At 66.7% G+C, this 16,028-nt stretch carries 27 protein-coding genes; all 27 read left to right on the top strand.

Annotated elements, in window-relative coordinates:
- The first annotated feature begins 11 nt into the window (after positions 1 to 11).
- The 27 genes from ACZYYX_RS17155 to ACZYYX_RS17025 all read left to right on the top strand — a co-directional run bounded on the left by ACZYYX_RS17155 (position 12) and on the right by ACZYYX_RS17025 (position 15,959).
- Positions 12 to 1,370 (top strand): hypothetical protein, encoded by a 1,359-nt coding sequence (locus ACZYYX_RS17155; protein ID WP_463815747.1) that lies wholly within the window; start codon positions 12 to 14, stop codon positions 1,368 to 1,370.
- Positions 1,371 to 1,976: a hypothetical protein gene (locus tag ACZYYX_RS17150; RefSeq protein WP_463815746.1), complete on the top strand. Its 606-nt coding sequence runs from the start codon at positions 1,371 to 1,373 to the stop codon at positions 1,974 to 1,976.
- Entirely contained in the window at positions 1,973 to 2,278 is a 306-nt protein-coding gene (locus ACZYYX_RS17145; protein WP_463815745.1) for a hypothetical protein, read from the top strand. The genes ACZYYX_RS17150 and ACZYYX_RS17145 overlap by 4 nt, the downstream gene beginning before the upstream one ends.
- On the top strand, positions 2,275 to 2,580 hold the full coding sequence (locus tag ACZYYX_RS17140) for a hypothetical protein (RefSeq protein WP_463815744.1): 306 nt from the start codon (positions 2,275 to 2,277) through the stop codon (positions 2,578 to 2,580). Before ACZYYX_RS17145 ends, ACZYYX_RS17140 begins: the two co-directional genes overlap by 4 nt.
- Positions 2,577 to 2,714, top strand: a complete 138-nt coding sequence (locus ACZYYX_RS17135; RefSeq protein WP_463815743.1) for a hypothetical protein — start codon at positions 2,577 to 2,579, stop codon at positions 2,712 to 2,714. Before ACZYYX_RS17140 ends, ACZYYX_RS17135 begins: the two co-directional genes overlap by 4 nt.
- Positions 2,711 to 3,496, top strand: coding sequence for a DNA-methyltransferase (locus tag ACZYYX_RS17130; protein WP_463815742.1), 786 nt, complete (start codon positions 2,711 to 2,713; stop codon positions 3,494 to 3,496). The genes ACZYYX_RS17135 and ACZYYX_RS17130 overlap by 4 nt, the downstream gene beginning before the upstream one ends.
- Entirely contained in the window at positions 3,496 to 4,461 is a 966-nt protein-coding gene (locus ACZYYX_RS17125; RefSeq protein ID WP_463815741.1) for a hypothetical protein, read from the top strand. Before ACZYYX_RS17130 ends, ACZYYX_RS17125 begins: the two co-directional genes overlap by 1 nt.
- On the top strand, positions 4,458 to 4,892 hold the full coding sequence (locus ACZYYX_RS17120; protein ID WP_463815740.1) for a hypothetical protein: 435 nt from the start codon (positions 4,458 to 4,460) through the stop codon (positions 4,890 to 4,892). Before ACZYYX_RS17125 ends, ACZYYX_RS17120 begins: the two co-directional genes overlap by 4 nt.
- Positions 4,889 to 5,041: a hypothetical protein gene (locus ACZYYX_RS17115; RefSeq protein WP_463815739.1), complete on the top strand. Its 153-nt coding sequence runs from the start codon at positions 4,889 to 4,891 to the stop codon at positions 5,039 to 5,041. The genes ACZYYX_RS17120 and ACZYYX_RS17115 overlap by 4 nt, the downstream gene beginning before the upstream one ends.
- Positions 5,041 to 5,328, top strand: a complete 288-nt coding sequence (locus ACZYYX_RS17110; protein WP_463815738.1) for a hypothetical protein — start codon at positions 5,041 to 5,043, stop codon at positions 5,326 to 5,328. Before ACZYYX_RS17115 ends, ACZYYX_RS17110 begins: the two co-directional genes overlap by 1 nt.
- Positions 5,325 to 5,636 carry a hypothetical protein gene (locus ACZYYX_RS17105; RefSeq protein ID WP_463815737.1) on the top strand — a complete coding sequence of 104 codons (312 nt, stop codon included), beginning with the start codon at positions 5,325 to 5,327 and terminating at the stop codon, positions 5,634 to 5,636. The genes ACZYYX_RS17110 and ACZYYX_RS17105 overlap by 4 nt, the downstream gene beginning before the upstream one ends.
- Positions 5,633 to 5,803, top strand: coding sequence for a hypothetical protein (locus ACZYYX_RS17100; RefSeq protein ID WP_463815736.1), 171 nt, complete (start codon positions 5,633 to 5,635; stop codon positions 5,801 to 5,803). Before ACZYYX_RS17105 ends, ACZYYX_RS17100 begins: the two co-directional genes overlap by 4 nt.
- On the top strand, positions 5,800 to 6,387 hold the full coding sequence (locus ACZYYX_RS17095) for a RuvC family protein (RefSeq protein ID WP_463815735.1): 588 nt from the start codon (positions 5,800 to 5,802) through the stop codon (positions 6,385 to 6,387). The genes ACZYYX_RS17100 and ACZYYX_RS17095 overlap by 4 nt, the downstream gene beginning before the upstream one ends.
- Positions 6,384 to 6,689, top strand: a complete 306-nt coding sequence (locus ACZYYX_RS17090; RefSeq protein WP_463815734.1) for a hypothetical protein — start codon at positions 6,384 to 6,386, stop codon at positions 6,687 to 6,689. Before ACZYYX_RS17095 ends, ACZYYX_RS17090 begins: the two co-directional genes overlap by 4 nt.
- Positions 6,690 to 6,766: 77 nt before the next feature.
- Entirely contained in the window at positions 6,767 to 7,561 is a 795-nt protein-coding gene (locus ACZYYX_RS17085) for a DUF1922 domain-containing protein (protein WP_463815733.1), read from the top strand.
- Positions 7,562 to 7,923: 362 nt separating this feature from the next.
- Positions 7,924 to 8,133 (top strand): HNH endonuclease, encoded by a 210-nt coding sequence (locus ACZYYX_RS17080; RefSeq protein ID WP_463815732.1) that lies wholly within the window; start codon positions 7,924 to 7,926, stop codon positions 8,131 to 8,133.
- A gap of 2 nt (positions 8,134 to 8,135) precedes the next feature.
- The gene (locus ACZYYX_RS17075) at positions 8,136 to 8,321 is read left to right on the top strand and encodes a hypothetical protein (protein WP_463815731.1); all 186 of its coding nucleotides are present in this window, start codon (positions 8,136 to 8,138) and stop codon (positions 8,319 to 8,321) included.
- A gap of 225 nt (positions 8,322 to 8,546) precedes the next feature.
- A complete protein-coding gene (locus tag ACZYYX_RS17070) occupies positions 8,547 to 9,038 on the top strand; it encodes a phage terminase small subunit P27 family (protein ID WP_463815730.1) in 492 nt (163 codons plus the stop codon).
- A complete protein-coding gene (locus ACZYYX_RS17065; RefSeq protein WP_463815729.1) occupies positions 8,989 to 10,749 on the top strand; it encodes a terminase large subunit in 1,761 nt (586 codons plus the stop codon). The genes ACZYYX_RS17070 and ACZYYX_RS17065 overlap by 50 nt, the downstream gene beginning before the upstream one ends.
- A 9-nt stretch (positions 10,750 to 10,758) precedes the next feature.
- Positions 10,759 to 12,102, top strand: a complete 1,344-nt coding sequence (locus ACZYYX_RS17060) for a phage portal protein (RefSeq protein ID WP_463815728.1) — start codon at positions 10,759 to 10,761, stop codon at positions 12,100 to 12,102.
- On the top strand, positions 12,089 to 12,889 hold the full coding sequence (locus ACZYYX_RS17055; protein WP_463815727.1) for an HK97 family phage prohead protease: 801 nt from the start codon (positions 12,089 to 12,091) through the stop codon (positions 12,887 to 12,889). The genes ACZYYX_RS17060 and ACZYYX_RS17055 overlap by 14 nt, the downstream gene beginning before the upstream one ends.
- A gap of 14 nt (positions 12,890 to 12,903) precedes the next feature.
- Positions 12,904 to 14,139, top strand: coding sequence for a phage major capsid protein (locus ACZYYX_RS17050; protein WP_463815726.1), 1,236 nt, complete (start codon positions 12,904 to 12,906; stop codon positions 14,137 to 14,139).
- Between the two features lie 45 nt (positions 14,140 to 14,184).
- Positions 14,185 to 14,493: a hypothetical protein gene (locus ACZYYX_RS17045; protein WP_463815725.1), complete on the top strand. Its 309-nt coding sequence runs from the start codon at positions 14,185 to 14,187 to the stop codon at positions 14,491 to 14,493.
- Positions 14,493 to 15,035, top strand: a complete 543-nt coding sequence (locus ACZYYX_RS17040) for a hypothetical protein (RefSeq protein ID WP_463815724.1) — start codon at positions 14,493 to 14,495, stop codon at positions 15,033 to 15,035. Before ACZYYX_RS17045 ends, ACZYYX_RS17040 begins: the two co-directional genes overlap by 1 nt.
- Entirely contained in the window at positions 15,032 to 15,334 is a 303-nt protein-coding gene (locus tag ACZYYX_RS17035; protein WP_463815723.1) for a hypothetical protein, read from the top strand. The genes ACZYYX_RS17040 and ACZYYX_RS17035 overlap by 4 nt, the downstream gene beginning before the upstream one ends.
- Positions 15,331 to 15,567 (top strand): hypothetical protein, encoded by a 237-nt coding sequence (locus ACZYYX_RS17030; RefSeq protein WP_463815722.1) that lies wholly within the window; start codon positions 15,331 to 15,333, stop codon positions 15,565 to 15,567. Before ACZYYX_RS17035 ends, ACZYYX_RS17030 begins: the two co-directional genes overlap by 4 nt.
- Positions 15,564 to 15,959, top strand: coding sequence for a hypothetical protein (locus tag ACZYYX_RS17025; protein ID WP_463815721.1), 396 nt, complete (start codon positions 15,564 to 15,566; stop codon positions 15,957 to 15,959). The genes ACZYYX_RS17030 and ACZYYX_RS17025 overlap by 4 nt, the downstream gene beginning before the upstream one ends.
- The last annotated feature ends 69 nt before the right edge of the window (positions 15,960 to 16,028 follow it).

Genomic DNA, 16,028 nt, shown 5'->3' with positions numbered 1-16,028 from the left:
GCGCAAAACCCATGACCACCAACGAAATTGCCACTACCGACGGGTCACGGATCGACACGCTGCCCCCGGCGCGGCCCGCCTCGGCCACCGCCCGCGTGATGCTGCGCGAGCACGCCGAGATGATGCAAGACGCGTTCGCGCTGGCATCGAAGATGGTCAAGACCTCGGTGGTGCCGAAGCGGTACCAAGGCAAGCCCGAAGACGCGACCGCCGCGATCCTCTACGGTGCCGAGCTCGGACTGAACCCCATCCAGTCGCTGCAGCGCGTCGTCGCCATTCACGGCATGCCGTCCCTCGAGTCGCGCACGATGGTCGGCCTGCTCAAGTCGAAGGGCTACCGCGTCCGCACCGTCGAGCAGTCCGACACCAGCGTGACCGTCGAAGGTGTTGCGCCCGACGGCGAAACGTCGACAAGCACATGGACGATCGAACGAGCCATCCAGGCCGGTTACGTGCCGACACCGACCGAGAATTCTCGGCGCCGCCCAGACGTCGAATCCGACTGGGTGACCGTCACGAAGCAATGGGGCAACGAGAAACCGAAGACGTCGATCGTCGGGAACATGAAGTACATCACCGACCCGCAGACGATGCTGAAGGCGAAGGCACAGGCCGAGGTGTGCCGCGAGCTCGCGCCCGACGTGCTGATGGGAATCAGCTACAGCCGCGAAGAACTCGAGTCGGAGGATCAGCGGCAGTTCGATCGGATGGACGAGCGCGGCGCGGTGCCCGCGCGCGTGACACCGGGGCGCGTCACCGAAGACGAGATCTTTGCCGACGAGGTGCCCGTTCCTGAGCCTGTGACCAGCCAAAGTGACAAACCCGCGAAAGATTTTCACGCCGATGTCACACCTCCCGAGTCGCCGGCCGGCGACGTGACCGAGGGCCAGGGCGACGCGACCCCGGATCCGAAACCGTCGCCGGCCGAGCAACCCGACACGGTAGCAGCGGGAATCGACGCGACGCTCGACGCGATGCACGACGCCGAACACAAGGCGAAGGCCGCGTCGAAAAAGGTTGCGGCCAAGCGCACCACCGCGCCGACCGCCGACCCCGGCAAGCCCAAGACCGCGATGCGGAAAGCCCTCGAGAAGCGACTCTTCACGCTGCTCGGCGACGCCGGACTGTCCGGCGACAAGGAACGCGACGGCCGCCTCGCCGTGTACGAAGCGATCCTCGACCGCCCCGGCATCACCACCACCGACGAGCTCGACGATCCCGCCGTCACCAAAGTCGCTGACCAGCTCTACCAGTGGCAGCAGCAGAACGTCCTCGACGACGAGATCGCGGGCATCCTCTCCGACGCCGCCCGCGAGGCCGCCGAATCCACTGCGCCCGCAGCGGATCACACCACCGAAGGGAACGAGTAGATGGCACTGATAACCGACCAGCCCGAGGATCTCGCGTCGACGAACGCCCTCGACGACGTGCACGACCCCGACCAGGACGAGGACCGCGGCGAGCGCGCCGAGATCTACCTGTCCGGTGCGCACGTCTGCACACTCGACGACGCGCCCGCCGGGCTTGAGCGGATCACGCTGATGGTCGACGTCGAGGTCATCGAAGAGTCGAAGCGGTTCAACGACGGCGGTGACGCGATCATCCCGATCCGCCGCTGCCGCCGCATCGGTGACATGTACCTGCCCGGCACGCAGCGCCCGCCATCGCGGGAAGAGATCGCCGCCCAGCAGGCCGAGGCGAAGATCAAGGCCGCCGCCGAGAAAGCCGCGCAGGAAGAGGCCGAGCGCGCCGAATCCGAGCAGAACGAACCGCCGATGTTCGACGAGGACGGCGACCCGATCCCGCTCGCCACCGGCGACGACGCGTGCGTCTGCCGCGAGGACGGCAATCACGAGGACTGCCCCGTGCACCCCGGCAGCGGCGGCAGCGCGACCGATGGCCCCTGGCCCGGCGACGTCGACCACCAGGACGACGCATCGAACGTCGTGCCGTTCTCCGACGGGCCGAAGACGTGAGCGGCACCACCAGCGATCGCAACGATCCGCGCCTCACGCACGGCGCCGACACTGAACCCGGCCCGCAGGCTGACGTCTACCTCGTCGCGACGGCCGAGGAACGCGCCAAGGGCTTCGTTCGGCCGGTGCGCCGCACGTACGTCCACGACACCTGCGGGGTCGCCACCACGATGAGCCAAGACATCGCCGAGACCTACGCACGCAACCCCAGTTTCTACGGGGCCACCTACTGCGTGCGCTGCCAAATGCATCTACCAGTCAGCGAATTCCGCTGGGATGACGGAAGTCGGGTCGGATCATGAGCGAGAGTGTCGAAGTAGCGCAAGCCCGCTACGAAGCCGCCCTGCATGCCATGCAGACCGGCGTGCTGATGGAGATGGAGATCGACAGCGGGCCGACGTCACCGACGTCACCGAAGCATCTACGGGTGGGTGTGAACGCAGCGATGCTCGAGCACAGCGCCCTGATGAAACTGCTTGTCGACAAAGAGATCGTGACCTGGCAGGAGTACTTCACGTCGCTGGCTGATCGCCACGAAGAAGAGGTCCAGCGGTACGCAGAGCGATTGAGCCGCCGTTACGGACGAACGGTGAAGCTGCTGTGAGCGCGGCAGACGCCGGTCAGCACTGGTACAGCGACTGCGCGCGGTGCCGAGTGATGTTCCGCAACAGCGCCGAGTGCGCCGGCGTCTGCCCCCTCTGCGGCCACCAGAACTACGACACCGACGAGGATCAGTGACGATTCACTACCAAGACGATCGGGTGACGCTGCATCACGGCGACTCGTTAGCCATGCTGGCCGACCTGCAAACAGCCAGCGTCGACGCGGTGATCACTGATCCGCCATATAGCTCGGGTGGACAAGTGCGCGGCGACCGAATGGGCACGGCTCGATCGAAGTACGTGAGCAGCGATGCACAGCACGCGCTGGAGACCTTCGGCGGCGACAACCGCGATCAGCGCAGTTACCAGTATTGGTGCACGCTCTGGCTCTCTGAATGCCTGCGCGTGACCAAGCCCGGCGGCATCCTGGCGATGTTCACCGACTGGCGGCAGCTTCCGGCGACCACCGATGCGATACAGGCCGGCGGGTGGGTGTGGCGCGGGGTCATCCCGTGGATCAAGCCCGACGCGCGACCGCAGAAGGGGCGATTCTCGGCCGCCGCTGAATATGTCACCTGGGGAACCAATGGGCCGCGTGAGATCAACTTTCACGGCGACGATCCCACGATCGCGGGATATTTCCTCTGCGCCGCACCCCGCGATCGAGAGCACATCACGCAAAAGCCCCTCGAAGTCATGCGGCATCTGGTCGGCATTGTCAGGCCGGGAGATCTGATACTGGATCCGTTCGTCGGCTCAGGGACCACCGGGGTCGCCGCAGTGATGCGCGGCGCCCGCTTCATCGGCGCCGATCTGCACGCGCACAACCTCGCAATTGCCGAGCGCCGAATACGGACCGCTGCAGGTGAATTTGTGCCGGCCGCGACGCAGGACGTGCTCGACTTCGGCGGCACCTGATGGCTGAACGCATTCCGCCCGGGTTCAACATCCCGCTCGGCTTCTACGACGGGCCAGAGGCCAAGTCGATCCCGAAACGTATCCGCGCGCAGGCGCTCGGCGTGTGGGCGATGGCCGGGAACTACTCGGCGACTCGGCTCTCCGACGGCTACGTCGACGCGGAGACGCTCGCGGACCTCGGTTGCGGGCCGGCGATCCGGGCCGCGCTGATGAGCACACTCGGCAAAGGCGGCGTCCCTGACCCGCTGTGGGTGGAGGCGCCAGCAAACGGAATTCAGTTCACGAAGTGGTCGAAATGGCAGCGCACCGCCCGCGAGGTGACGACGTATCGGGAGTCCGAAGCGGAGCGGAAACGGGTCGCTCGAGCGGCGAAGAAGAACCAACGCATTGGCAATGCATCTGGAATGCATTCGGAATCTACTTCGAATGCATTGCCAATGCAGCCCGATCAGAGTCGAAATACGTTTGACGACAAATCGGCTCAGCCAGCGGAAACGCAGAAGCGTCCGGCGGACGTCCGCCGGACGTCCGGACAGTCAGAGTCAGAGACAGAGACAGAGTCTTTAAGTACTTACGTTGATCACGCACAGTCACGAAACGTAGACGACCAGCGCGGCCAAGAGCGCGGGCGATCAAACCCCGTCGACCCCTCCGCATCCCGGCTCGTCGCAACACTCATCCCGAGCAACACCCCCGCCCCCGTCAAGACCGCGCTACGCCTCGCCGCATCCCAGCTCATCGTCGGAGACGGCATGACCTCCGAAGTCGTCGCCGAAGCCCTGCGCCGCTGGCAGACCCGACCCGACGCCGGCCCCGGCCTGCTGCCCCACATCGCGTCCACCGTCCAACGCGAAGCCGCCGCACCCGCGGCCCCCTCAAGCAAGCTCCGCGACTGGGCCGAACTCGCCCGCGAAGCCCGCGAAGCCGAAAACGGAACCCCGACAACGAAAGCGATCGAAGCATGACCACCACCGCCGACGCCCTCGAAGTCCTCACCCTCGTCGCGGCCTGCCACCGCCGCACCGCCCCCAAGCTCGACGACCGCGAAGCCGCGATGGCCACCGCGAAGATTTGGGCCGACCTGTTCGACGCCCACCGGCTCGAGCTCGCCGACCTGCTCGCCGGCGTGAAGTTGCGCGCCCAGCACGAAGCCGACGCCCCCGAACCGGCCGAGATCATCGCGTTCGCCCGCAAGGTCCGCAAGGACCGCCGCGACTACGAAGGCCCGTCCGCGGCGTACGAGGCGCTGTGCGAATCGAAGGCCGAAGACGCGGCCGAGCTCGCCGCGATCCGACGTGCACGCGAAGCCGACCAGCTCGGCCGTGCCGAACGCAACGTCGGCGAGCTGCTCGCCGGATTCGGGCCCGTCATCGACGCACCAGAGCTCGCGCCGTGAACGCCCGCCTCGACGCCGCGCACATCTGCCCCGTGCCCGTCAACGCGCCCCGCAAGCGCCGCTGGACATGCGAACTCTGCGGCCAACTCTGGCGGCGCAACGACCGCGGCTACTGGGCCCTGGCCTACCGCGACACCGAGGCCACCTGATGCCCAAGCTGATCGCCGCGCAGATGACATCGAACTACGTCATCGACGAAGACCGACCCGTGTGCCACGGCTGCGGACTCGACCGCCGCACCGGCCGCGAGCACCGACCCGACTGCACCGTCGAACCATCCCCGCTGCTCTGCGCCGAACCCGACTGCGACGCAATGCGACTCCCATCCGAAGCACGCGACGCCCACGCCCGCGGCCAACTCTGGCAGTACCGGCCATCGCCCTACCCCGGAAAGTACTTCTGCCCCGCCCACCACCAGAAAGGCCCCACCGCATGACCGAGATCCCCGACGCCCGCGTCGCCGCCTGGACCTGCGCGTGGAATGCGCTACAAGCGGCCGGTCAACTGCGGCAGGTACCAGAAGACCTGCAGCGTCGCCGCGTAGCACCCGAACCGCTGCCCGACCAATGCTGGGCCGCAGTCGCTGAAGCAGCCATCTTCGCCGATCTCGCGCGCGCAGATGCCCACACCGGACAGCACGCATTCATGCTGATCAACTCCGTCGAAACCGCCAAAAACGCCGCCATGCAACGCCTGAGCGATGCTCTCGGCGTGAAGCTGCCAACAGACGGGGCCAGCGAATGACCGTCGACGAGCTCATCGACCAGCTGATGAATTACCCCCTCGAAACCCCCGTCCGCATCGTCGTCGAAGACGAAGTCGACAGCAGCCCACCAGCCGACATCTACGGCGTCACCCGCGTCGTCGACTCCCCCGGCGGGCCGTACATCGAAATCGGAGGCAGCCTGTGATCGCCGTCGGCGTCGACCCGTCCCTCACCTCCACCGGCGTCGCCGTTCTCGTCGACGGCCGCATCGCCCACGCGCAACGCTACGGCCGCCCCGGCCACGACGGCGCAACCTACTTCAGCCGCAACAACCGACTCCGCACCCTACGAACCGACGTCTTCAAAGCCGCCACCACCCACGGCCAACCCGACCTCGTCGTCATGGAAGAACACCCCTACGCGATCCGCGTCACCGCATCCGAATTCGACCGATCCGGCCTGTGGCACATGATCTTCGAAGTGTTCGCCGCCTACAAAATCCCCATCGTCGTCGTCGGCAACACCAAGGGCAAAGCATGGTGCACCGGTGCCGGCGGCGCATCGAAGCTCGACATGATCAACGCGATCGACGCCTGGTACGCCGACCAACTCCCCGAACCCCTCGCCAGCTGGAAGAAGAACCGCAACCCCGACGACGTCGCCGACGCCCTCGGATACGCCACCATCGGCGCCTACAAACTCGGCGACCCCATCCCGTTCGAACCCAAGGAACGCCACCGCACCGCCCTCGAGCTGCTGCCCTGGCCCAAGATCGCGACTGCACGATGAGCGAGCCGATTGATCTGGGCGCCACCGGCGCTTTCGACGAACTCGTCGAGCCATGCGAAGCGATCCCGCCCGGTGAAATCTGGGCTGGGCCGGTCGACTCCGATGCACTGCGCGCGTTCGGGCCCGGAACCACCGACGGCGGGCGCGCGGAAGCCGGCTGGCGCATGGTTGGCCGCACTACCGACGACGGACCGGCGCTTGGCAACCCCCACCGCGAACCTGGCGCCGCCGACTGGACGCTGGGCTGGAAAGCTGGCTCGCCGATCCGGCACACCACACACGACGGGAGGCCGCCGCGGTGAGCGGGATCAAGTGCCAGGTCTGCGGGCAACCGTCAGCGCACCACCTTTGCGATAGGTGCGCCGCCCAGCTTGGTCAGATGCTCGACCAAATCCCCTGGCTGCTGAGCGAACTCGACGCACGCATACAGAAACTTGATCGCGTCAACCTCGGCACCATCGGCCGCAGCCGACCCCAAGACAGCCTCGACGTCATCGACTTCGACGCCGCCGACGAATCACGCCGCGTCCGAAAACTACTCATGCTGTGGGTCGTTCGCGTCGTCGAACACCACACCGGCCGCATCCCGCCCGGCCTCGCCACCGTCGCCACACCCGACCTCGCCCGCTGGCTCCACGTCAACATCGCCGCAATCGCCGAACACCCCGACGCCGGGAAACTCTACGAAGCCATCAAAGCCCTCGTCGGCACCGACACCAACCGCACCGGAACCCTCGTCACCGCCATCAACCCCACACAACGCCACCTCGTCGGACCCTGCCCCACACCCACCGGACGCGACCACCACGGACACCCCACCACCTGCGGACGCATCCTCTACGCCGACACCTACGACGCCACGGTCACCTGCCCCGACTGCGAACACGACATCGACGTGCAGAAGACCCGCCGCGTCGCCGCCGCCGAACGCGACTATCACACCGCCGAGCAGATCGTCGACATCATGGCCAACTGCGGCGAACCCGTCGAGCTCGACAAAGTGCAGGCGTGGATCAAGGCCAAACGCCTACGGCCTGCCGGCCGACTCCACAACGGCGACATCGTCCCCACCCACACCCACGACGACAAGCCCTACGTCTACAGCGTCAAACGCGCCCGCAAGCTCCGGGCTCGAGACGCGCGACTGAAGACGAAAGCGCAGGCGGCGCAATGACGGTCATTGATGCGCGATCTCGTTTCGGCCAACCCAACCCCCGGTGTCGCGACTGCGCGCAACCAGGCGTTGCCATCGTCCTACCGCACGTTGACCACCGGCGACGCAAACCGTGGCCACAGCCTTACTGGCTGTGCGCAGATCACAGCGCCACGTGACGCAAAGGCGGGGTTATCAGATGCTCATTCCCATTTTTGGATCGCTGACCTGGTACGATCCGATTCTGTTGGGGCAGAGCTATGCCTAGCGCCCCGCCGAGGGTTTGCAACAGGTGCAGACAACCCGCCCCCAAGAACGGCCGATGCCCCTGCCGGCCAGCCTGGGAAGGCTCCACCCACATCGGCGGCAAGACCGACATGCGGATGCGCCGCAGCATGGACGCCTACCGCGCCAGCCACCCCTACTGCGAGTGGCCCGGCTGCCCCAAGGTCATGCACACCGTCGACCACATCGTGCCCCTCGCCGAGGGCGGCGACCGCTACGACTGGGACAACATGCAATCCCTCTGCGAGCCACACCACGACCAGAAGACCCACGCTGACAGCCAGCGCGGCAAGACCAGAGCGAGGTAACGATGGCACCACTCGGAACAGCTGAAGTCGACTGCCCGCGCTGCGACGACAAGATCGTGGTGTCGATCGAGGCAGGCGCATCAGCCAAGCCCAAGCCCGGAGCCAAGGCAGTCAAGGTGCCCGTCCGCATCGTCGACCTCGCCGACCGCTTCGCCGAGCACTACAAGGCAGCCGGCCACGTCGCATGACGACCCGAGCGCAGCGCCGTGCAGCTCGTCAGGCATTGGCCACACGTCAGCGGATCACTCCGGCACAGGCGCCCGCGTGCCTCAGCGGCCCACACAGCCCCAGTGCGGCCCATCGCAACAGGGGTAGGGGGGTCGGAATCTCCACAGACCCCCGCCCGGCCCCCCGCCACGGTGCGCTTTCTTTTTCGCACTCAAGTTTGAAGCGTTTTTCCGGCGGTGGGCCGCGTGGGCGCTAGAGGCCCTGCTACGGCCCCAGCGGCCCTGAGGCTGATCAACGGCCGCGGCCCGGGCCGCGACAGCGGAGGCAGGCCCGTCAAGACGCCGCCGGCCTTTGAGCGCGAGGCCCCGGAGCCGCCGGAATGGCTGTCGGAGGAGGCGCGCGCCGAGTGGGATCGTGTGGTGCCGGCGCTCGAGGCGATGGATCTGCTGAAGGTGGCTGATCGCGCCGCGCTGGTCGCCTACTGCGAGACGTGGGACATGTACATGACCGCGGTGCTGAAGGTGCGCGCCGAGGGTATGACGATCATCAACCCGGAGTCGGGTCTGGAGCGCAAGCACCCGGTGCTGGCGGTGGTGAACGAGATGGCCGGCCAGCTGCGCAACTACGCGCGGGAGTTCGGGCTGACGCCGGCGGCCGAGAGCGGTCTCGGCAAGGCGGGCAAGGGCGATGGCGGCGAGGGCGACCCGTTCGCGGGCGCCGGCCAAGCCCAGGCGTAGCGCCGCCTGGGCGAAGGCTGATCTTCGGGCGCTCAAGCTCAGCCCGGAGGTCGCCTGGTACCTCGAGTCGCGCGGCTACAAGCCGCCGACGTGCCCGCCGCTGATCAAGACCCCGGAGCCGGGGCAGGGTGTGCGGGGCGCAGTGTTCGATCCGGAGCGCGTCGACCACGTTGTCGCGGCGTTTCGGCGGCTGCGGCACACGAAGGGCCGGTTCGCCGGGCAGACGTTCGATCCGGCGTGCTGGCAGGTCGCCTACTACCTGGCGCCGGTGTTCGGATGGGTCGCCAAGTCGAAAGACACCGGGGCGTATGCGCGGATCGCGACGACGGCCTACATCGACCTGCCACGCAAGAACGGCAAGACCACCTTGGCGTCGGGTACCGCGATCTACCTGACGGGCGCGGACGGGGAGCCGGGCGCGCAGGTGGTGTGCGCGGCCACGAATAAGGATCAGGCGAAATTCGCGTTCGATCCCATCAAACAGATCGTGCGGCAGTCCCCGGCGCTGGGCCAGCACTTCAGCGCCTTCCAGTCGAAGATCATCCACAAGGCGTCGGGGTCGTACTTCCAGCCGGTGGCCAATGTCGGCGACGCACAGCATGGGGCAGATCTGCACGGCGGGATCGTCGACGAGCTGCACCTGCACAAGAGCAACGATCTGATCGAAGCGATCGAGACGGGCACGGGATCCAGGATTCAGCCGCTGGTCCTGTTCATCACCACCGCCGACGCGGGCCGCCGGCACACACCGTATGACGAGAAGCGCACGCGCATCGAAAAGTTGGCGCGCGGCGTACTCAAAGATCCGACGACGTATGGCGCGGTGTGGGCCGCGGAGGCGACCGATGATCCGTTCTCCGAGGCGACGCAGCGAAAGGCCAACCCGGGTCTGGGGACATCGCCAACGTTGCGATTCATGAAGACAGCGGCGTTGAAGGCCAGGGATTCGCCGGCAGAACTGGCGTCGTATCAGCGGCTGCACCTGGGGTTGCGTACGAAGCAGCAGTTCAAGTATTTCGAGCTCGAGCCGTGGGATCGCAACGCGAGCATCGTGATTCCGGAGCGGTTGAAGGGCCGTGAGTGTTTCGGTGGCCTGGATCTCGGCTCCACGTCGGACCTGACGGCGCTGATGTGGGTGTTCCCGGATGGCGACGCATTCGATCTGCTGCTGCGCTGCTGGACGCCGGAGGCCGCGGTGGAGGCTCTGGACGAGCGCACCGCGCGGGCCGCGTCGGGTTGGGTGAAGCAGGGCTGGTTGTCGACAACGCCAGGCAACGTGACCGATTACGACTTCATCGAGGCGCAGATCGGCCGGGATCGCGACGAGTTCGCGGTGCAGGAGATCGCCTACGACCGGTGGAACGCGCAACAGCTGGTGAACAACCTGGTCGGCGATGGGGCCCCAATGATCACGATGGGCCAGGGGTTCGCGTCGATGTCAGCGCCGACGAAGGATCTGCAGCGGCTGATCCTGACGGGCACGGAGGAACGTCCGATCGTGCGGCACGGCGGAAACCCGCTGCTGCGGTGGATGATCGACAACTTCGCGGTGGCGATGGACCCGGCAGGAAACGTGAAGCCGGACAAGGCGAATGTCGGCGACAAGATCGACGGTGTGGTGGCGCTGATCATGGCGCTGTCCCGCGCGGTGGCAGCCAAGGAACAGGAGACCAAGAGTGCGTACGAAGACAGCGACTTCGTCGCAATGTGAGGTTGCCCGGTGGGCCTAGCCTCCTGGCTGGGATTCCGCCAGACGACACCGCCACCCGCGGTGTACTGGCAGCAGTCGGTCGACATCGGCCTACTGATCGACGGCATGCTGCAGCAGCCGATCGACCAGCTGTGGCGTGAGCAGCCGCATCTGCGCACGGTCGTCGGGTTCATCGCGCGCAACATCGCCCACCTCGGTCTGCACGCGTTCGAGCGTGACGCGGAGGATGGCCGCAACCGTCTGCGGAACGGCCCGCTCGTGCAGCTGCTCGACATGCCGAACCCGCAGTCCACGCTGTATGAGCTGATCTACGCGACCGCGGCGTCGATGCTGCTGTACGACGTCGGTTACTGGTATGTCGGCGAGGACAACAACGCGCCGTCGGGCTGGGTCATCCGACACATTCCGACGCCGTGGGTGATCGGCACGGTCGGCGCGTCGGCGTTCGCGGTCGAGAAGTTCAAGGTGGCGCTGCCCAACAACAACGGGCAGTGGATCGAGATCCCGGCCGCGTCGATGATCGAGTTTCACGGCTGGTCGCCGTCAGACCCGAAGATCGGCACGTCACCGGTGCACGCGCTGAAGTCGATCCTGGCCGAGCAAGTGCACGCGCAGGTGTTCCGCGATCAGATGTGGCGCAACGGCGGCCGTGTCGGCACGTACCTGACGCGGCCGGCTGATGCGCCGCAGTGGGGCAAGGGCGCCAACGGCGTACCCGACGCCAGATCTCGGTTCGTTGAGCAGTGGCAGGAATTCGCCGGGGACAAAGGACCGAAAGCCGGCCGCACACCGCTTCTCGAAGACGGCATGGAGCTGAAATCGTCGCGATTCTCAGCCAAGGATGAGCAGTACGTCGAAGGCAACAAGCTGTCGCTCGAGACGGTGGCGCAGGTCTACCACATCAACCCGACAATGGTCGGCCTGCTCGACAACGCGAACTACTCGAACGTCCGCGAGTTCCGCCGCATGCTCTACGGCGACACACTCGGCCCGTACCTGGCGCAGTTCGAGCAGCGGATCAATGCGCAGCTGGTGCGCCGTGTCGCGCGCCGGCCGGATGCGACGTACGTGGAGTTCAACCTGAACGCCAAGCTGGCCGGCTCGTTCGAGGAACAGGGCGCGGTGCTGCAGACCGCGGTGGGTGGCCCGTGGATGACCCGCAACGAGGCCCGCGCGAAGCAGAACATGCCGGCCATTGAGGGCGGCGATGAGCTGATTGTCCCCCTGAATCTGGGCCAGAACGGCGACCAGGACCCGACACCGGCCGCACCGGCCAACGAGCCGGACGATCCGACCGAGGGAGAGAAGAACCGTGGCATCCGAAAAATCAACGGCGTCCATGTCCGCATCTGAACTGGAAGCCAAGCTCGGCAAGCACGCCGAGGCGGGCGTGAAGTCCGTGACGGTCAAGTTCAAGACCGACGGCCTGGCCGAGGGCGAATTCACCGGCTACGCATCGGTGTTCGGCAACAGGGACTCCTACGGCGATGTCGTGATCAAGGGCGCGTTTACGAACACGCTGGCTGAGTGGGAGCGCAAGGGCGTGCCGATCCCGCTGCTGTGGGGCCACAACACCGCAGATCCGGATTTCAACCTCGGCGAGCTGCTGTCCGCGGAAGAGGACGAGCACGGCTTGAAGGTGCACGGCAAGCTCGACATGGAATCGCCGAAGTCGGCACAGACGTACCGGCTGCTGAAATCCGGTCGGGTCAACCAGATGTCGTTCGCCTACTCGGTGGTCGACGGCGCGTATATCCAGCCCGAAGGCGAAGGCAAGACGTGGCGCGACGCCTACTACGAACTGCGCGAGCTGGATCTGTACGAGGTGTCGATCGTGCCGATCGGCGCCAACCAGGAGACCGAGATCCTGGCTGTGAAATCCGTCGTGGGGTCGCTGGCCGCGAAGGCCGGCCGCACTCTGTCGGCGAAGAACGAGGATGCGATCCGCGGCGCCCTGGCGCAGGCCGAAGAGATCGTCACCTCACTCAAGAGCGTGCTGCCGGAGGACGATTCGGCAGACGAAGAAGACCAGGACGACACCAGCGGTAAGGAACCGCCGCCACCCGACACCAAGTCGGCCGCGGCCACGCCGAGCCCGTCCGTGTACCTGGCGCTGCTGGACCTAACCGAAACCGCCTGAAAGGGGCAACTGGGATGAATCCCAAGGAACAGCTCGCAGCGCTCATCAAGGACGCTCGCGGGGTCGCAGAGAAGGCGCGCGCCGAGGGGCGCGCGCTCAACGAGGACGAGCAGAAGGATCTCGACGCCAAGATGGCCGAGATCGACCGCCTGAAGGCCCACATCGCCGCGGGCGAGAAGTCGGCGGCGACACTGGCCGCGCTCGACGCGATGGCGCCGCCCGAGCAGAAGCGCGACGAGGGCAATGGCGGCGGCAAGCCGCAGGCCGCGAAGTCTCTCGGCGAGCACTTCGTCAAGCACGCGCACGCCCGCATGCTCGAGATCAAGGGCGTCAACGAGGCATCGGTCGCCGCACCGGAATTCAAGGCCGCCGGTGACCCCCACGTGGTGGGCGGCTGGACGGCTGGCGTTCCGCTGCTGACCGACTACGACCGCACCGTCGTTCAGGCGTTCCGGCCGCGACTCACCGTCCGCGATCTCCTGGGCGCGGGCACCGTGTCGGGCAACGCGATCAGCTACCTCGTGGAAGGTGCTCGCGAGGGCGGGTTCGCGACCGTCGCCGAGGGCGGCCTGAAGCCGCTGATGCACTACGTCAACCCGACGGCGGTGGTCGACGCCCTGAAGAAGATCGCCGGCCGGATCAAGCTGACCGACGAGTTCATCGAGGACGCCGAGTTCCTGAAGTCGGAGATCGACACCCGTCTGCTCTACGACCTCGGCTGGTTCGAAGAGCAGCAGATCCTCAACGGCAACGGCACCGGCCAGAACCTGCTGGGCCTGATGAACCGATCCGGCATCCAGACCGAGACGGGGGCGTCGATCGCCGACAACGCCGACGCGATCTTCCGTGCCATCACGAAGATTTCGGTCAACTCGGGTCTGCCCGCCGACGGCATCATCATCCACCCGACCGACTACCAGGCGTTCCGCTTGAAGAAGGACGGCAACCAGCAGTATTACGGCGGCGGATTCTTCGCTGGCCAGTACGGCATGGGTGGTGTCCCTGAGAACCCGCCGCTGTGGGGTCTGCGCACGGTGGTCACACCGGCCATCGCCGCGGGTACGCCGTTGGTCGGCGCATTCGCGTCGGCGGCCACCTTCTACCAGAAGGGTGGCGTCCGGGTCGAGTCGACGAACTCCAACGTCGACGACTTCGACAACAACCTGATCACCATCCGTGCGGAAGAGCGTGGCGCGCTGGCGCTCCGTAAGCCGCTCGGGTTGTGCAAGGTCACGCTGGGCACGACGTAAGTCGCGCGGAACCGGATCACCTGAGAGACAAGGGAGAACACAGCGATGCGTGAGTACAACGTCATGGGCCCCGCGGGCCCCTACACGGTGCAGCTGTCCGACGAGGACGCGAAGGAACGCGGTTTGAAGGCATCGGATTCGGTCGAGGCTGTCCAGGCCAAGGCCGCCGAGGCCGAAGCTGCCGCAGCTGAAGCCGAGGCCCGCCAGGCCGAGGAAGAGGCCAAGGCGAAAGCCGCGGCCGAAGCCCGGGCGGCCGAAGAGGCCAAGCTGGCCCAGTCCACCAACAAGCAGGCCACTCCGGCGAACAAGTCGGCGACGCCGGCCAACAAGGGCGCCGAGGACAACAAGTCCTGATGCCTGAGCTCACCCCGGAAGACGTCGCGCAGTACACGTCAGGCCGTTTGGCGAAAGACGATGCGGAGACGCAACGTCTGCTGTCGTTCGGTCTGGCGGCTGCGCGGCGCTTCTGTGGGTGGCAGGTCACCCTCGTCGAGGACGACGAGGTGACGTTTGACGGGCCGGGGTCGGGGCTGCTGGTGCTGCCGACGCTGCGCCTCGTCGAACTGAAGTCGGTAACCGAGAACGGTGTCGAGCTCGACGTGGACACCGACCTGTATTGGTCGGCCCGCGGCCTGGTGCGCAAACGCTCATGTGGATTGTGGGCCAGCAACTATGGCGCGATCACGGTGACGATGGACCACGGGTTCGATGATGCCGCTGACTTCAACGCCGCGGTGTTGTCGTTCATCGACCGCTCGTCACACGCGCCAACCGGCGGCCGGCCCAACGTCATCGGCCCCGTCCAGTGGCCCGTAGAGGCGCTGGCAGCAGGCTCGGCGTTCAGCGTCGTCGAACGATCATTGCTCGAGCAGTACCGACTCGAGGCGCCAGCATGACCGAGAAGGTCATCCGTCACCGCGGCCGGACCCGCGACAACGACGGCAAGCTCACACCCGAGGTGCCCGACCTGCCGCTGACACCGGTGGTCGTCGCCCCGGGTGGCGGGTCGGAGTTCGTCGAGCGCGGCCGAGACGGTGAATCGACCGCCTACACCGTGTATTTGCCGCTGGGCACGGACATCAAGAACGACGACGAGCTGACGGTGCGCGGCGACCGGTTCAGCATCGTCGTCAACGGCTGGGAGCATTCCGGCCGGGGCGTCGTCGAGGTGCTGTGCAACCGGGGGCAGGGATGAGCTTCGAGCTCGACGAGGCCGGCGGCGCCGAAGTGCTGAAAGACATCGCCGCGAGGTATGTGCACGATGTGGCCCGCAAGGTCGGTGCTGCCGCGGGTGAAGACGCCGTCGTCGACTTCTACACGACCGACCGCGCTGCCGCGGCGATCAGCGTCCCGGCTGAGCAGCAGGCCAAGGACGGCGTACTGACCCGCGCCGCCGCTGCAGTCGGCCTTGAGGTGCACCCCAGGTGACAAGCCGAGAGCCGATCGACGTGGCTCAGGTCATCAAGGACTGGCTGAAAGACGATCTGGCGACACGGTTTCCGAACCTGATTGTCGCTCTTGAGCTGCCGGCGAAGTGGACGGTGGATTCTGAGCCAGCGCTGATCGTGGCCGACGACGGCGACCCGCTGACCGTGTGGCCGGTCGGGACGTCGCCGACGATCCGCGTGACGTCGTGGACGGGGGGTCGTGACCGCACCTACGCGCACGCCGCGCTGGCCCGGCTGCTGACCGCCCGCATCCCCGGTATCGCCGCGGTCCTGCCCGGCACCGGCGTGCTTGACGCCCGCGACCCAAAGACCAAGGGCGAACTTGCGTCGTTCACCGTGCGGACACGCGCCCGCACCGCTGTGCCGCAGTAGCGCGCACTGATCTGCCTCGCCCGCCCGGGTGGAGGTGTCGAAGCCCGCGAGGGCAATTCGCAACGCCCT

This window comes from Mycobacterium sp. IDUB_1 (genome assembly GCF_055419625.1).
The sequence above is the reverse complement of the archived record's forward strand: the minus strand, read 5'-3'. Positions and strand labels throughout refer to the sequence as shown.

Coding starts and splice junctions, on each gene's coding strand:
- ACZYYX_RS17080 (WP_463815732.1), top strand. CDS start 7,924: ATGCGCCGCAGCATGGACGCCTACCGCGCCAGCCACCCCTACTGCGAG.
- ACZYYX_RS17105 (WP_463815737.1), top strand. CDS start 5,325: ATGACCGAGATCCCCGACGCCCGCGTCGCCGCCTGGACCTGCGCGTGG.
- ACZYYX_RS17110 (WP_463815738.1), top strand. CDS start 5,041: ATGCCCAAGCTGATCGCCGCGCAGATGACATCGAACTACGTCATCGAC.
- ACZYYX_RS17045 (WP_463815725.1), top strand. CDS start 14,185: ATGCGTGAGTACAACGTCATGGGCCCCGCGGGCCCCTACACGGTGCAG.
- ACZYYX_RS17120 (WP_463815740.1), top strand. CDS start 4,458: ATGACCACCACCGCCGACGCCCTCGAAGTCCTCACCCTCGTCGCGGCC.
- ACZYYX_RS17040 (WP_463815724.1), top strand. CDS start 14,493: ATGCCTGAGCTCACCCCGGAAGACGTCGCGCAGTACACGTCAGGCCGT.
- ACZYYX_RS17150 (WP_463815746.1), top strand. CDS start 1,371: ATGGCACTGATAACCGACCAGCCCGAGGATCTCGCGTCGACGAACGCC.
- ACZYYX_RS17050 (WP_463815726.1), top strand. CDS start 12,904: ATGAATCCCAAGGAACAGCTCGCAGCGCTCATCAAGGACGCTCGCGGG.
- ACZYYX_RS17055 (WP_463815727.1), top strand. CDS start 12,089: ATGTCCGCATCTGAACTGGAAGCCAAGCTCGGCAAGCACGCCGAGGCG.
- ACZYYX_RS17065 (WP_463815729.1), top strand. CDS start 8,989: ATGGCGGCGAGGGCGACCCGTTCGCGGGCGCCGGCCAAGCCCAGGCGT.
- ACZYYX_RS17090 (WP_463815734.1), top strand. CDS start 6,384: ATGAGCGAGCCGATTGATCTGGGCGCCACCGGCGCTTTCGACGAACTC.
- ACZYYX_RS17125 (WP_463815741.1), top strand. CDS start 3,496: ATGGCTGAACGCATTCCGCCCGGGTTCAACATCCCGCTCGGCTTCTAC.
- ACZYYX_RS17085 (WP_463815733.1), top strand. CDS start 6,767: ATGCTCGACCAAATCCCCTGGCTGCTGAGCGAACTCGACGCACGCATA.
- ACZYYX_RS17075 (WP_463815731.1), top strand. CDS start 8,136: ATGGCACCACTCGGAACAGCTGAAGTCGACTGCCCGCGCTGCGACGAC.
- ACZYYX_RS17100 (WP_463815736.1), top strand. CDS start 5,633: ATGACCGTCGACGAGCTCATCGACCAGCTGATGAATTACCCCCTCGAA.
- ACZYYX_RS17155 (WP_463815747.1), top strand. CDS start 12: ATGACCACCAACGAAATTGCCACTACCGACGGGTCACGGATCGACACG.
- ACZYYX_RS17140 (WP_463815744.1), top strand. CDS start 2,275: ATGAGCGAGAGTGTCGAAGTAGCGCAAGCCCGCTACGAAGCCGCCCTG.
- ACZYYX_RS17030 (WP_463815722.1), top strand. CDS start 15,331: ATGAGCTTCGAGCTCGACGAGGCCGGCGGCGCCGAAGTGCTGAAAGAC.
- ACZYYX_RS17035 (WP_463815723.1), top strand. CDS start 15,032: ATGACCGAGAAGGTCATCCGTCACCGCGGCCGGACCCGCGACAACGAC.